10 protein-coding genes are annotated in these 15,436 nt (G+C 60.7%); 2 read left to right on the forward strand and 8 right to left on the reverse strand.

The window, feature by feature from the left end; translation table 11 throughout:
- Window positions 1-54: 54 nt before the first annotated feature.
- Window positions 55-4,983 carry an alpha-2-macroglobulin gene (locus D3M70_RS21780; RefSeq protein ID WP_120127710.1) on the reverse strand — a complete coding sequence of 1,643 codons (4,929 nt, stop codon included), beginning with the start codon at window positions 4,981-4,983 and terminating at the stop codon, window positions 55-57.
- A gap of 228 nt (window positions 4,984-5,211) precedes the next feature.
- Between D3M70_RS21780 and D3M70_RS21785 the strand changes: the two genes are divergently transcribed.
- The gene (locus tag D3M70_RS21785) at window positions 5,212-6,552 is read left to right on the forward strand and encodes an MATE family efflux transporter (RefSeq protein WP_120127711.1); all 1,341 of its coding nucleotides are present in this window, start codon (window positions 5,212-5,214) and stop codon (window positions 6,550-6,552) included.
- Between the two features lie 63 nt (window positions 6,553-6,615).
- Here D3M70_RS21785 and D3M70_RS21790 read toward each other — a convergent pair whose 3' ends face one another.
- The 7 genes from D3M70_RS21790 to D3M70_RS21820 form a co-directional block, all read right to left on the reverse strand.
- Window positions 6,616-7,503, reverse strand: coding sequence for an alpha/beta hydrolase (locus D3M70_RS21790; RefSeq protein WP_120127712.1), 888 nt, complete (start codon window positions 7,501-7,503; stop codon window positions 6,616-6,618).
- Window positions 7,504-7,557: 54 nt separating this feature from the next.
- Entirely contained in the window at window positions 7,558-8,031 is a 474-nt protein-coding gene (locus tag D3M70_RS21795; RefSeq protein WP_120127713.1) for a hypothetical protein, read from the reverse strand.
- Window positions 7,985-8,776 (reverse strand): contractile injection system protein, VgrG/Pvc8 family, encoded by a 792-nt coding sequence (locus D3M70_RS21800; RefSeq protein WP_120127714.1) that lies wholly within the window; start codon window positions 8,774-8,776, stop codon window positions 7,985-7,987. The genes D3M70_RS21795 and D3M70_RS21800 overlap by 47 nt, the downstream gene beginning before the upstream one ends.
- A gap of 186 nt (window positions 8,777-8,962) precedes the next feature.
- Complete coding sequence (gene speA, locus D3M70_RS21805; RefSeq protein WP_120127715.1) at window positions 8,963-10,876, reverse strand: arginine decarboxylase; 1,914 nt, start codon at window positions 10,874-10,876, stop codon at window positions 8,963-8,965.
- Between the two features lie 185 nt (window positions 10,877-11,061).
- Complete coding sequence (locus D3M70_RS21810; RefSeq protein WP_081563999.1) at window positions 11,062-11,433, reverse strand: translation initiation factor Sui1; 372 nt, start codon at window positions 11,431-11,433, stop codon at window positions 11,062-11,064.
- Between the two features lie 186 nt (window positions 11,434-11,619).
- Entirely contained in the window at window positions 11,620-12,165 is a 546-nt protein-coding gene (locus D3M70_RS21815; protein ID WP_120127716.1) for an NUDIX hydrolase, read from the reverse strand.
- 3 nt (window positions 12,166-12,168) lie between these two features.
- A complete protein-coding gene (locus D3M70_RS21820) occupies window positions 12,169-13,263 on the reverse strand; it encodes a DUF2333 family protein (protein WP_120127717.1) in 1,095 nt (364 codons plus the stop codon).
- Window positions 13,264-13,649: 386 nt separating this feature from the next.
- Between D3M70_RS21820 and D3M70_RS21825 the strand changes: the two genes are divergently transcribed.
- Window positions 13,650-15,311: a PleD family two-component system response regulator gene (locus tag D3M70_RS21825; protein WP_120127718.1), complete on the forward strand. Its 1,662-nt coding sequence runs from the start codon at window positions 13,650-13,652 to the stop codon at window positions 15,309-15,311.
- The last annotated feature ends 125 nt before the right edge of the window (window positions 15,312-15,436 follow it).

A 15,436-nucleotide genomic window follows, 5' to 3' on the forward strand; every position in this document is an offset into this window, starting at 1 on the left:
GCGCGCTCCTAAAGTTGGGGACCGCGTTCCGACCAGGGAACGCGAGACCATTCCTCACTTCTTGCCTTTCACCACCAACTGCGCAGGCGCCTCGCCCAGGGCCTGCCAGTTCGGCCGATACATCGATTCCACCTGCGGCGGCGGTACGCGGTATGTCCCCGGTGTCACGGCACGGGCCAGGTACAACAGGTGCACCGTGTTGAACCCTTGCAAATCCAACGCCGCGACATACCGATCGCCACGAAACTCCTGGTGTTTCACTCCGGCGTTCTCCATCGACTCACGCCACTGTTTCACCGATTCGCTGGCGTCTTCGAGACTCGCCGCGCTCTGCGCCAGGTTCTGGTTTTCGATCTCAAGACCTGCTGGCAGCAAGTCCACCACCAAGGCATCCGGCACCCGCTCCTTGGCTTTGACTTCCAGATGCACCAGCACCAACTCGCCGCTCTTGAGGGCATTGAGGTTCAGCGCTTCGCCGTCCATGCCCAGATACTCGCGACGGATACTCAGGTTCTCGCCCCCGGCCACAGGCGGTTGCGACGGATACCCGGAAATGGTCATCTGCTGGTAAAGGGATTCGCCGCCCATGTTCTGCACGGTCAATGGAGACGCCAGCACCGAGCTGTCCAGTCTCACGCCCGGCTGATCGTTGCTCAACTCCCGGTTGTTGCTGCCACTGTTCAAGGTCGCCGCCCATTTGGCTTCCGGCTTGCCGAACAAATCACGTCCGGCGAGGAACAGTGAATTGCGCTCTTGAGTCGAGAGATAACGGCTCGCCGCCACCTGATCGGACAGCGCAAACAGCCGCTCCTCTACCTTGTCGGACGCCAGTTTGTTCTCTTCCAGCAGCGAAAGAATCAACGCCTGATCACGCAACGGGCTGCCATAGTCCGCCAGCCAGTCATTGGCCTTGCGACCCGCCGCAAGTCCTGCCAACAGCGCCTGATCGGCACGGGGTTTGTCACCCATTTTCTCCAGCGCGATGGACAGCTGCACCAACGGCAGCCCGGAACGCGCATCGCTGCGACGGTCGAACACACTGCGCAACGCCCCCAACGGCGCCTGCTGACTGCGGGACAACACCAGCCCTGCATACGCCTGGACCGCAAAGCGGGTGTGATCGGCGTTCTCGCTGTAGTTGACCTCGATCTGATTGCGCTCCTGCAAGTAACGCAGCAGACGCTCGCTCGCCTTCTTCAACGCATCAGGCGGCACGGTGTAGCCCTGATCGCGAGCGCGCAGCAGGAAGTCGGTAACGTACGCCGTCAGCCAGTATTCTTCCTCGCCGTCCGCGCCCCACAAACCAAAACTGCCGTTGTAGCGCTGCATGCCCAGCAAGCGCTCGATACCGACCTCGATCTTGCGCTTGCGTACTTCGTCCGGCTCACCCTCCAACCCCAGACGCTTAAGCGTCGCAGCATCGGCGTACAGTGACGGATACAACCCGCTGGCGGTCTGTTCGAGACAGCCGTAAGGGTAGGCCTTCAACGCACGGATCTGCTCGCCCAGGTTCAGCGGCGGACGGCTCGAAACCGACAGCAAGGCTTCGCGGCCCGCCGGCTCGAAGGCTTCCAGCGCGCCCTCGGGCAAACTCCAGACTTGATCCTTCAGCACCGCGCGATACTGCTTGAGCATCGCCGGATATGCCGGGCGCACGCCGATGGTCCACTCACGACTGAACGCAGGCAGGTTCTCGCCCGGCAGGTCCAGGCCGTTGACCGTGACTTTGATTACGCCCTGACCAAACCCGCCCTGCGCCTTCACCGGGATTTGCAACGTAGTGCGCTGGCCTTGAGTCAGGCTGACCGATTTGGCGGCATCACCCTCTGCCAGACTCAACTGCCCCTCGGCGTGGACGTGCACGTCGAGTTTCTGCGCCTTGCCGGACAGATTCGACAGGTCCAGCGCCACCTTGGTCTGGTCGCCACCGGCGAGGAAGCGCGGCGCCGACAACTCGGCAATCAGCGGAGCGGCCACCACGGTCTTCGCCTCAGCCATGCCATAGCGCTCGTCGGTCCAGGCCTGCGCCATGATCCGCAGCTCGCCGTTGAAGTCAGGGATGTCCACACTGACTTCGCCGTCGCCTTGGTCGTTGAGCGTCACGGGCGCGCTTTGCAAGGCAACGATGGTCACGCTGGTTTCCGGACGCTTGCCACCCTTGGCGAGCGCCGCGTCGCCGCCGAAGGCCAGGCTGGCGAGGCGGTTGCGGCCGGCTTCGATCAACTGACCGTAGATGTCGAGCTGATCGGCGCCGTACTCCTTGCGCCCGAACAGGCTGGCGAACGGATCGGGCGTCGCGTATTCGGTGATGTTCAGAATCCCGACATCGACCGCTGCGACCAGTACGTGCACGTCCTTGGGCACCGAGCCGTCGGCATTCTTCGCATTGACCTTGAGTTTCAGCGGCTGCTTGGGTCGCATCTTCCCGGGCGCCGTGACCGTCAGCGCCAGCTTGCGTTGCGAACGATCAAGCGGCAGATGCAGCACGCCCACTGCACGTTTGGGCGTGACGTTGGCCTTGCGCTCGCCCGGACGAATCACCAGCGCGCTGACGTACAGATCGTGACGCGCCCATTTCTTGTCCATCGGAATGTCGAAGGTCTTGCCTTCGGCCGGAACGTCGATTTCCTGCCACCACAACGGGCCGTCGCTGGATTCCACCAGCAGATAGCCTTTACCTGCGCTCGGCGGCGTGACTGTCACCTTGGCCGTGTCGCCATCGGCATAGGCCGGTTTGTCCAAGGCCAGCTTGACCTGATCGGGACGCACCGCGCCGCCTTCGGCGTTGTCCTGCCAGCGATAGCCAGCCCAGAAACGCACGCTGCTGATCAGGCCGGTGGCCGGGTCTTCAACCTCGACGCGATACGGGCCCCACTCCACCGGGAAGCTGATCTTCGCCGTGGAGTCCTTCTTCACGCTGAGGGTTTCTTCGGAAAGATTGAGGAATTTTTCGTTGTAGTGGTAACTCCAGCCATCGCTGTCGGAGTAGTTCCAGTAGTAGTCGCGACGCTCTCTGATCAGCCGCACCTTGAGGTTGTCGGCGGCCAGTTTGTGGCCCTCAGCGTCAGCCATCAACACTTCGAACTCCACCGGGCCATCGCCATCGGTGGCCTCGCCGTCGAACAGCCCGCGCAAGCCCGGCAGTTTGTCCGCAGGCCAGACCGGCTGCGTCAGACGCCGAGTGATCGGCCTGCCACCGGACTCTTGCAGACTGGCCTGCAGCACCAGCTCCAGGGGAGAACGGGCCTTGGCCCACTGGCTGTCGATGCTCAGATCCAGTTCGCCATTGGCATCGAGGGTGCTGTCCTCGACGTCCAGATCCTGTTTGAGGTCTTCTTCGGTCACCGAACCGAACTGGTAACCCGGCAGGGCGGGAACCGCTTCACGCAGCGGGCGCACATACAACTGGCCGGTCAGGCGATTGCCCGACGCCGGAGCGCCGTACAGGTAACGACCATTGATGGCGATGTCGAACGGCGCGTCGGGCGCCAGCGGCGTGTCGCTGCCTTTGAGTTCGAGGGCCATGCGCTCGGGAAGGAAGTCCTCGACCTGGAATTCATAGAGCTGCGGCTTGCCATCCCCCAGATCGAACACCAGTTGCCAGCGACCGGTCGGTGCTTCATCCGACAGTTGCAGTTGATATTGATACAGCCCCGTCGCTTCAGCGTCCCACACGAATTTGCGACTGACCTGCTCATCCGGTCGACGCACTTCCACGGTGATTGGCTGCGGTTTCACGCTTTTGCCGTCGTTGTCACGCAGCAGGCCGTTGAGCAGCACCACTTCGCCCGGGCGATACAAATCCCGTGGCCCGAAGATGAAGAACTGCAAGGGATGAGCCTGCGGGCCGGTGATGTCGAACTCGGCCAGATCCAGCGCGGCGCTGTTCAGGCGCAGCATGCTCGTTTGTTCACCCTGATGCGCCAGCAGCACTTCGGCCTTGGCGGGCAGTGGCAGTTCGGCGTGACCGGCGTTATCGGTCTTGCCCTGGCCGACCACCCGCCCCTTGTCGTCATACAGTTCGAGGTCGACACCGCTCAGCGCTTTGCCGCCGTCCAGCGCCTGGGTGAAAACGTCCAGCCGGTGGCTGTAGCGGTGCGCCGACAGCCCGATGTCGCTGAGGGTGAAAAGCGTGGCCGGCTGCGAATAGTTGTAGGTGCCTGAAGCGCGCATAACGGCCAGATACACACCCGGCTGTTGCAGTTGCTTGAGTCCGGCAATCGGCAACAGCACGGTTTCGCGAGTGTTGCGCGCCGGGTTCAGATCGAAACGCCCCCCGTAGACCAGATCGGCCATGGGCAGCAGTACTTTGGATTCGTAGCTTTGCAGGCTTGAGGCCCCCTCCCATGAACTGAGGAAGGCAGGCAGCGAGTCGGGCTTGATGCGGAAGAATTCGACATCGACCTTGTCGACGTTCAGCGCAATGACTGGCAAGCCTTCAGCCAGACGCGTCGGTAACAGGCTGCCACGACTGGCGAAGCCGACCGTGGCTTGCAGATCGGAGGTCTCCAGACGCGCCGAATATTCGGCCGCCAGGGTATTGTCGTTCACGGCCACCAAGCCCGGATCGATGGTCAGCACCAGCTTGCGCTTGGGCTCCAGATGCCGAAGGCGCAGCTCCATGAGGTTGTCCGAAAGCTCCCACGCGCCATCGACCTTGCCATTGACGCTGTCGACCAGATGCACTTTCTCGGCGAATTTCTGATCCGGGTTCAAGGGGACGGAGAAACTCAGCGACAGCGTACTCGCGCCGTCGAGCTGGATTTCCGAGACATCGGCCACCGTCAGCTCGCGTCCAGCGTATCGCTTGCTCAGCGCGGGAATATCCACCGCGGGTTTGGGTTTGGCAGTCTCTGCTGCTACCGGCTGCGTCGCTGGCGCGGCAGGGGTTGCCGGGGCAGGAGCAGGTTTATCGGACGTGGAGGAATCACAGGCGCTGAGCAGTACCAGCGCGCAGGCCAGGAACAATCCTTTGTTAAGCATGAGGCACTCATTGGCGGCAGTTGTTATGAGGAGCAGCAGTTATAGCACCGCCAGCCTGATCGCACAGCGCGGCGCGGGAATAGACCGTGCCTTTATGCGTTTGTTCGCACCGCTTCATTCGCTATTGTCACGCCTGTAGCAAGCCGGCTTGCACAATGGGATCGGCGGCGTGGCTTTCATCTGGCTACAATGCCGCCCTTCCCTCGCCCTTCAATCCGCCGAGTGTTCATGTCCAACTTTTTAACCGACTGGCGCCAGCGTGCCACCCACCGGCAAGTGTGGGCGCTGGCCGCGCCAATGATTCTGTCGAACATCTCGGTTCCGCTCGTCACTCTGGTCGACAGCACGGTCATCGGCCATTTACCCCACGCCCATCAACTGGGTGCAGTGGCGGTCGGAGGCACGCTCTACAGTTTTCTGGCGTGGGCCATGAGTTTTCTGCGCATGGGCACCACCGGATTTGCCGCGCAGGCCGCTGGACGCAACGACGGTGCGGCGTTGCGTCAGGTGCTGTTGCAAGGGCTGCTGCTGGCGTTCGGGTTTTCTGTAGTGCTGGGACTGATCGGCCTGCCCTTCCAGCACCTGGCGCTGGAAATGATGCAACCCTCCGCCGTCCTCAATGACCTGACCCGCGACTTCTTCCACACCCGCCTGTTCGGCCTTCCGGCAGCGCTGGCGAGCTATGCGCTGGTGGGCTGGTTCCTGGGATTGCAGAACGCGCGCTCGCCGTTGGCGATTCTGCTGACCACCAATCTGGTGAACATCGCGCTCAATCTCTGGTTCGTCATCGGGCTAGACTGGGGCGTCGTCGGCAGCGCAAGGGCCTCGGTAGTGGCTGAGTGGATCGGCGCGCTGCTGGGACTGGCGTTGACGCACAAAGGACTGCGCGAATACCCCGGCCATCTGGCGCTGGCAGCGCTCAAACGCTGGCAAAACTGGCAGCCGCTGCTGGGCGTCAATCGCGACATTTTCATTCGCAGTCTGGTCCTGCAATCGGTGTTTTTCCTGATCACCGTACAAGGCGCACGACTAGGCGATGCTACCGTCGCGGCCAATGCACTGCTGCTCAACGGGTTGCTGCTCACGGCCAACGCGCTGGACGGGCTGGCCCATGCAGTGGAAGCGCTTTGCGGGCACGCCATCGGCGCAGGGAACCGCGAAGCCCTGCGCCGCTCGCTGAACGTGGCGGGCGGGTGGTCGCTGCTCTGCAGTGTGGCCTTCGCGGTGCTGTTCCTGTTCGCCGGCCATGTGTTCGTCGACATGCAGACCGACATTTGGCAAGTGCGCGAGATTGCTTACGTCTATCTGCCGTACCTGGCGTTGCTGCCACTGGTCGCAGTCTGGAGTTATCTGCTCGACGGCTTGTTCATCGGCGCCACGCGCGCGCGCGAGATGCGCAATGCAATGGTGGTCACTGCACTCATCGCAGCGCCGTTCGCCTGGCTGTCCAGCGCGTTCGGCAACCATGGCTTGTGGATGGTGTTTCTGCTGTTCATGGCGTTGCGGGCGTTGACCCTGGGGTTCATCGCCAGGCGGCTGAACCGCAGTGAGGGATGGTTTCACGGCTGAGCCGATGCAGGGCGGTGGAGACCGATCCGTTTTGGATTCTGGCCCAAGGCCTGGAGCACTCAGCTACTTCGGTGTGAGATCCGCCTGCCCCTGATCCTGCGCATGAACGAAGTTCGCCACTTCATCCAGCACCGGCGCCAGACTGCGCATGGGTCGGGAAAACGCAGCGACGAGCGTCGCGTGTCCTGGTCTTGAGAAATACAACTCCCGCACCGACACCCCCTCTGCGCGCAGCCGTTTCGCCATGCCGCCGGTATTGCGCTGAGGATTGACCAGCGTGTCGTCCTTCGCCGCGATCAACAGCGCAGGGGGCGACGCAGCGCTGACGTGATTGATCGGCTGCGAGTCCGGCGGCGAGTCGGGGAAGAAAAACACCGGTTTCACTTCAGGGTTCTCGATTGGCAGAAAATCGTAAGGCCCGGCGAGACCGATCCAACCGCGGAGCATTGAAGGCTTCATGCCGACCTGGGCCAGCCACTTCGGATCGAGCGCCAGCATCGCCGCGTTGTAGCCTCCGGCGCTGTGCCCCATCACATACAAGCGACTCGGGTCGCCGCCGTATTGAGCGATATGAGCCCGGGCCCAGCCCACCGCTCCCGCACTGTCTTCCAGAAAGCCCTGGTAATGCACCTGCGGATAAAGCCGATAATCTGCCAGCACGGCAACGATTCCTCGGGAGGCCAACGCTTCGCCCACAAAACCGTAGTCGGTGCGAGAGCCGCTGTTCCAGCTGCCGCCGTAGAAGAAGACCACCACAGGTGCACTGGCAGCGCCGCTGGCCGGGGTGTAGACATCCAGCCGATTGCGAGGATCACTGCCGTAGCTCAGGTCAGGGGTCTCATGGAAGGAATCCTCTGGGGTAAAGGCATTGAGCACCTTCAACGGCGAACACCCCATCAACAGGCTCAACAACCCGCCGACAACCCATACTCGCAGTGCAATCCTGATCATCTACGGCCTTCCAGAAGGTGATGTGCCAGCCCGCCATTAAAGTTGGCCGCCTAACTACGACTCTTCCTGGCGTCCCGAATTCAGGGCGTTTCGATTCTCTTCGCTTTCGGCCTCATCTATCGATGAGAGCATGATCTTCAGGCCACTCAACGAAACACTCCTTGCATCGATCGTCACGCGGCTCGTGCCTACCCTGAAGTGCATCTCGTTGTTCTGCGCCATGCGCACGACCAGTTGATCGTCGACCGAAAACTGCTGAGAGCCATCGAGAAACGCCTCTCTGTCGATACGCGTGGTGATCACTCTGCGCGGCAGTTGCAAGGGCTCGCTCTGCAATTCAGGATTGATGTCCGGATCCCACAGCCGGTCGCTGATGTAGGGTCTGCCAGGATCGCCGTCTCGAAAGCTCACCACCACTTCCATGCCGCCCCACCACTGGTTGCTCCCCTGCAACAGGGCAACATCGACCGCGATCCAGCAATCATTGAAGCGTGCCCCGTCGCCTTGATTTCCCCAATCGAGGCGCACTTTGAGCCGTCCCTTGGGATCGAGCTTCAGCGGCTCGAACAAGGCACCGACCACACAGGGCCCGTTGCATGCTCAGGCCTGCGGACGTCGCGGCCGTGGCGCAGGATGACGCAGGCTTCGAAACTGGATCATCTGTATCCAGCGGCACGATCTGCGCAGGCGCAACCGGTCTATCGGCGAACACCACGACATGCCGATGACGCGTGTGCAGGAAGTAGTAGTGCACGTTCTCTTCATCGCAGAGCCGCTGCAACAGCTGCAGATCGCTCTCACGGTACTGGGCACAGAAATCGCGCTCGACGCAGGGTTGCGTGCGTTGCCAAAGGTAAGTCGACTCATCGATCCCGTGTTCGCCCAGAACTTGCGTGATGATCTGATGGGCGCTCATCTCCTGGAAGATTCGTTGATTGTGCCGATAGGCCATCAATCCCAGGCGAGGCCCAAGGGTGACCTGATAGCGCGTGGCCGAGGGGTGCAGGAGGTTACGGGATGCCGGCTCGTTGCTGCCGCGCACGATGCTCTGGATATGGCCGTGAACCCCGGCACGGCTCCCTTCGGAATACAGCCATGCAGCACTGAACAACAACTCATGGGCGTCCAGCGGACCGGCCGGGCTGAGAATCTCCAGTTCGAAGGAGTACGGCTGATTGAAGGCTTCATTCGCGTTGCAACTCAGAACCCGGAATGAGCTGTGAGGACGACTGATGTCCAGACGCATATGTGTGGCGTTGGCGAACAGTGACATGGTGTGGTGTGACCTCGGCTGACAGTTTCAGGCGGCCGGGATTCTGGAGCAGAAGGTGCAGCAAGTAGAGGGGGCAAATACAGAACAGGAAATGGCCTACAGCCGTGGACTGATGGATAAGGAAAATCTGTAGGAGAAAAAGAAACGGGCCCGCTCAGGCCCGTTTCGTTCACGCCGGCTCAGGTATCAGGAGGAGAGATACGAAGAGCGGGTCAGCCCCAGGCGCAGCGCATCCAGATACTGGGTACGTTCACGCGGGGAAATCTTGGCACTGGCGACCTTGTCCCGGTAATGGGTCATCAGTTCTTCGGGCGACAGGTGCACATACCGCAGCATGTCTTCGATGGTGTCGTGGGTTTCGATACCGGCCGAATAAGCGCTGCCATCCTGATTCTGATAGATGTTCACCGAGTCGGTATCACCGAACAGGTTGTGCATATCACCCAGAATTTCCTGGTAGGCACCCACCAGGAAGACGCCCAGCAGGTAGTCTTCACCTTCGTTCAAGGCATGGACCGGAAGGCTGGTTTCGATGCTTTGCTCGTCGACGTACTGGTTGATCTTGCCATCGGAGTCGCAGGTCAGATCCTGCAATACGGCCCGGCGCAGCGGCTCCTCGTCCAAACGATGCAGCGGAATGATCGGCAGAACCTGATCGATGGCCCAGGTGTCCGGCAGGCTCTGGAACACCGAGAAGTTGCAGATGTACTTGTCGGCCAGCTTGTCGTTGAGTTCGTCCAGCACCTGACGGTGGGAACGCTGACGCGCCTTTAGCGAGTTGTGCAGGCGACGGCAGACCGCGAAGTAGCATTGTTCACCCAAGGCTTTCTGCGCCAGGGTGATCTTGCCGTCCGAGTACTGCGAGGCGATGTCGCTCATGTAGTGCGTGGCGCGCCAGTAGGTCTCGGTGACCATCTCGATATCGGTCGGGCCGAGCAGGTCGATCAACCATTGCAGGGTTTCCGGCAGGCTTTCCTTGTCGGTGATCTCCGGGACTTCGTCATTGTGACGCTCGACGTCGGTGACCTGAATCACCAGCATCGCGTGGTGCGCGGTCAGCGAACGGCCGCTTTCCGAGAAAATGTGCGGATGCGGCAGACCCTGCGCATCGCAGAACTCCTTGAGCATGCCCACCACGACACCGGCGTAATCGTCCATGTCGTAGTTGATCGAGCTGGCGTTACGCGAATGCGTGCCATCGTAGTCGACGCCCAGGCCGCCACCGACATCGATGTGATCGACCGGCAGGCCCAGGTTACGCAGCTCGCCGTAGTAACGAATCGCTTCCTTGAAACCGTGCTGGTAGTCCGCCAGGTTCGCAATCTGCGAGCCCATATGAAAGTGCAGCAGGCGAATGCCCTGATCCAGACCGGCCTTGGTAAAGCGCTCCACCACCGACAGCAGTTGCGCGGCCGACAAACCGAACTTGGACTTCTCACCACCGGTGTCGGCCCACTTGCTGGACGCCAGCGACGACAGACGAACGCGCAGGCCCACCTGTGGCGCGACCTTGAGCTCGGCGGCTTCTTCGATCACCAGTTCGACTTCGGACTCTTTCTCGATGACGATGAAAACGTTGTGGCCCAGCTTCTGCCCCATCAGGGCCAGACGGATGAACTCGCGGTCCTTGTAGCCGTTGCAAACGATGGTCCCGCCTTTCGGCGCCAACGCCAGCACGGCCATCAACTCAGGCTTGGAACCGGCCTCCAGACCGATGGAAACGTTCTGCGTGGCGATGATGTTTTCCACCACCGCTTCCTGCTGGTTGACCTTGATCGGGTACAGCGCGGTGTATTTGCTCTGGTACTCCAGGCGCGCAATGTTCTCATCGAACGCACCGGTCAGCTGACGCACGCGGTCCTGCAGGATGTCCGGAAAACGGACCAGCAACGGCAGGGACAAGCCGCTCTTGCGCAGCTCGTCTACCTGCTCGTAGAGATCGATAGGCGAACTGCCTGGCCCGTTGGGGCGAACTTCAACACGGCCGGCTTCGTTGATTGCAAAATAACCAGCCCCCCAATGACGAATCCCATAGACACTGCGGCTGTCCGCAACGGTCCATTGGCTGCCATCGTCTTTGCGTGTGCGTCGTACGGACATCGAAGTCCCCTGTATAGAAGTCATAAAGCCCCGGCCTGACCGGCTGGGCGCAGTGTATAGAGTGGAAATGACGGTTTGGCGCCAGCTCGCTGTGCGGCAGTAGACCTGCAACACCTTGTAGAGTTTGGTTTAACGGACCAGCGCCCGACCGACAAAGAAACGTGAGGCGCAGTGGAAAGGACCGCTCAACCGCCTGACTTTTTCGCCTTGAAGCCCTGCTTCACCAGCTCCGCCAAGAGTGTCTCGACGTGATCGCCCTGAATCTCGATCACGCCATCCTTGAGCGCACCACCGGTTCCGCAACGACGTTTGAGCGTAGTCGCCAGTTCCTTGAGTGCATCTTCAGGCAACGGCACGCCGGTAACGGTGGTCACTGTCTTGCCGCCACGACCTTTGCTTTCGCGACGTACGCGGGCAATTCCGTCACCTTCGGGGATAACGGACTTCTTGCAGATGCAGGCATCGACGGGCTGACGGCATTCGGGACAATGCCGACCTGCGTCAGTTGAAAATACCAGGCCACCGAGGGCGGCGAAGGATGCGGCTTTTTTTGCCACCGGCAATCCTCTTCTTGAGGACCAAAAGTCTGGTCGGGCAGGCTGGGTAATACCACTCTGCGGAGCCGACCGCGAAGCCCCACTCAGGCAGGGGCAGCGCTACTGGACCACACGGCAGTCCAGCTTTAAAAGGTCGCGCAGTGTAACGGCAAAAAGCGTCGATGCTAAGTGCAAATATGCGCCAATTTAGGGAGCATTTGCGACGTTGGCCAAATAGCGCTTCAACGCGGCCAGAGAGTCCGGGCAATAAGGCTTTTCACTGGTTTCACGCAGCACCTGATCAACCGCGATGAAGCGCGCTTCCAGCACCTCTTCAGGTTGCAGTTTCAGTGGCCCGTCACAGACCGCCGAAAATACCGCGCACCACAACCGGTTGTCCGGCTGATCGAAAAAAAACCGCTCGTGGGCAGTCAGCTCGACACCCGACACGCCCAGTTCCTCTGCGAGTTCACGCGCCGCCGATTCAGCATAGGTCTCATCGGCCTGGACCATTCCGCCCGCAGCAACGTCCCAGTATCCGGGGTAGATCGCCTTGCTGAGCGTGCGCCGGTGCACGCACAGCTCGCCGGCCGAGTTGAACAGAAGGATGAATGTGCCCCGCCCGATCAGGCCACGCTCGCGCAACTCGGCACGAGGCAACGAACCCAGCAGTTGATCCTGACGATCGACCCAGGCAATCAGTTCGGCGTCGGAAGCCGCGCGATGCGCGACTTCATTTTCAGAGACGGACATCGATCAACCCTGGGACAGCAACTGGCGCAGGTCGATGACCGCGGCGTTGGCACGCGACAGGTAATTGGCCATGACCAGCGAGTGGTTGGCGAACACACCGAACGGGCTACCGTTGAGAATCACCGGACTCCACATCGGCTCCTGGGAGGCTTCCAGTTCACGAATGATCTGACGCACGCTCACGGTCGCGTTCTTCTTCGCCAGCACATCGGCAAAATCGACCTCGATGGCACGCAGCAGATGGGACAGTGCCCAGGCTTGACCGCGTGCTTCATAGAACACGTTATCGATCTGCATCCATGGAGTCTCGACGATTTCTTCGTCAACCTGCGGCACTTCACCCGGCTTCACTGGCACTGTGGAAGCGGCTTCGGTCTTGAGGGTGCTGTTGAGCTTGACCCGGCCAACGCTGGCCGACAGTCGCTGAGACAAGGAGCCCAGACGCGTACCGACATCGCCCAGCCAGTTATTCAGGTTATCGGCGCGAGTATAGAAAAGGGCGTTCTTCTGATTCGGATCGGACAAGCGCGCCTGATAACGGCTCAGGGCGGCGATGCCTTCGCGATACTGAGATTCGCTGGAAGGCAGAATCCAGCTCTTGTTGTCGAAGTTGAACAGCGGCTCGGCACGGGCCAGATCGCTGTCTTCGGTCGATTGCGATTGCGAACGGGCGAAATCTTTGCGCAGCGCACGGCTCAGATCGCGAACCTGAACCAGCACGCCATATTCCCAACTCGGCATGTTGTCCATCCACAGGCCTGGCGGGAAACGGTCGTTGGAGATATAGCCGCCGGGCTTGTCGACCAGGGTCGAGGCCACGGTCTTCAGGGTTTCGATGGTGGTGTAGCCGATGACCATCTGCTTGCCTTCACGCTCAGCCGCGGCCTGAGCCTGCTGCTGAACCGGAAACATCGCGGGCTCGCTGCTCCACCAGATGCCGAGCACCACGGTGACCACCAGATAGATACCGACCACGGCACCAACGGCACGGCTGAAGAACAGACCGCTCCAGTAACCCCGAGGCGCTTTGCCTACCGGCTTCGCATCGACACGCTCACCCTCGCCCGCAGTGCCCGAGCGCTTCTTCCAATCCAGCATGGCCTTGTCCTTTCAATCACGGAATTCAGTGCTTAGGACCGCAACCTTACAGCAAGGTGCGTTTGGCAGGAACGCAGCGGGTGGTCCATTTGCGTAATCGACGGGTCCATGTGCGCCATGCCCGGCGACATCGATACCAGCACTTGGGCAGATACCCTCGATGCGCCCTACGCGGGACTAAGGCTTTTCCTGACGAAGCAGTCACAAACCGACCCTCCATATTTCTGACAAATCGGTACAGACACGCGTTTGAAAAGATGAAAAATTGACGCAAAAAGCCCGGAAAAAATGACAACAAAATGACTTGCGGTGCACTTCGACAACAGAAGTAGTGCTAGCATAGCGCCAGCATCTAGATCAGGGTTTCCCCTATAAGTAGTCAGGACATGACCGAACCAGAAGATCCGAGCCGAGACCGTCTCAAGCACCATTTCGCCCAACGCGTCATCCACCAGGCCCGGCAGATCCTGGAGGTCTGGCAGCGTCTGCAGCAAAGCGAATGGTCGGCAGTCGACATGGAAGAACTCATCGAGGCCAATCAGCGCCTGCTGCGTTTCGCCGAGCGCTTTGAGCAGGCTGACCATGCTCAACTGGCCCGCGGCATCAGTCAGTCCCTGCAAGACGTGGAAGCCAATCGCGGGCGGTTGAGCAGCGCGTTGATCACTGACCTGAACCGTCTGATGCAGCGTCTTTCGCGCACCGGTTTGCGTCACGGCGATCGACTGGAACACACCTCTCTGCCGCCGCTGCGCAAGCCCATTTACGTCATGTTGCAGGATCACGAGCGCGGCGAGCGGCTGGCCAAACAGCTGGAATTCTTCGGCCTGAGCGCACAATCGCTGGACAGCATTCACGCGTTTCACGCCACCCTGGCCGAGCGGTTGCCTGCCGCCGTGGTGATGGACGTGGACTTCGGCGGTATCGGTGAAGGCCTGAAACTGGCCACAAAGATGCAGGAAGGGCTCGAGCAAAAGCTGCCGCTGTTGTTCTTCAGCCATCATGAGACTGACACGCCTACGCGCCTGGCCGCTGTCCGTGCCGGGGGCGAAGAGTTTCTGACTGGCACGCTGGAAGCGTCGAGCCTGCTGGAAAAAATCGAGATTCTCACGCGAGTCGCTCAGTACGAGCCCTATAAAGTGCTGATCATCGATGACTCCCGCGCCCAGGCCACGCACACCGAGCGCTTGCTCAACAGCGCCGGGATCGTCACGCGCACGCTGTTCGATCCGATCAAGACCATGGCCGAGCTGGCCGATTTTCAACCTGACTTGATCATCCTCGACATGTACATGCCCGGCTGCACGGGCACGGAACTGGCCAAAGTGATTCGTCATAACGACCGTTACGTCAGCGTGCCGATCATTTACCTGTCCGCCGAAGACGATCTGGATAAACAGCTGGATGCGATGAGCGAAGGCGGCGACGACTTTCTCACCAAGCCGATCAAGCCACGCCACCTGATCACCACCGTGCGCAACCGTGCGGCACGGGCACGTAATCTCAAGGCGCGGATGGTGCGCGACAGCCTGACCGGGCTGTACAACCACACGCACATCCTGCAACTGCTCGAAGACTGCAGCTTTCGCGCTCGACGCGAAAACAAGCCGCTGAGTTTCGCGATGCTCGACATCGACCACTTCAAGAAGGTCAACGACGGCCACGGTCACCCCATGGGTGACCGAGTGATCAAAAGCCTGGCGCTGTTTCTCAAGCAACGCCTTCGCAAGACCGATTACATCGGCCGTTATGGCGGCGAAGAATTCGCAGTGGTCATGCCCGACACCGACCTCAAGTCGGCCCACGGCGTACTCGACGAAATCCGTCGTCGCTTCGCGGAAATCCACTACCCCGCACAGCCAGCTGACCTGTTCTGCACATTCAGCGCAGGCGTCGTTGAGCTAGGCCAGCATGACGACGCATTGATGATGGCGTCGCAAGCGGACAATGCGCTGTACCGCGCAAAGAAGGCCGGACGCAATCAAGTGCACGGGTTGGCGGATGATCTTGCCCACACGTCGAAGCACTCGACACCGGACCCAGTGAACTGATGCAGCTCCCACAACTTTTGCGGTGAACGACAGATCGATGCCACAACCCGATCCCTGTTGGGGGCTTTTGCTGGCACGTGATCGGCGTTGCCTGCACGCCATCGGCCACTCCGCTATCATGCGCG

Source organism: Pseudomonas sp. LS-2, from assembly GCF_003605735.1.
Classification (GTDB): Bacteria; Pseudomonadota; Gammaproteobacteria; order Pseudomonadales; family Pseudomonadaceae; genus Aquipseudomonas.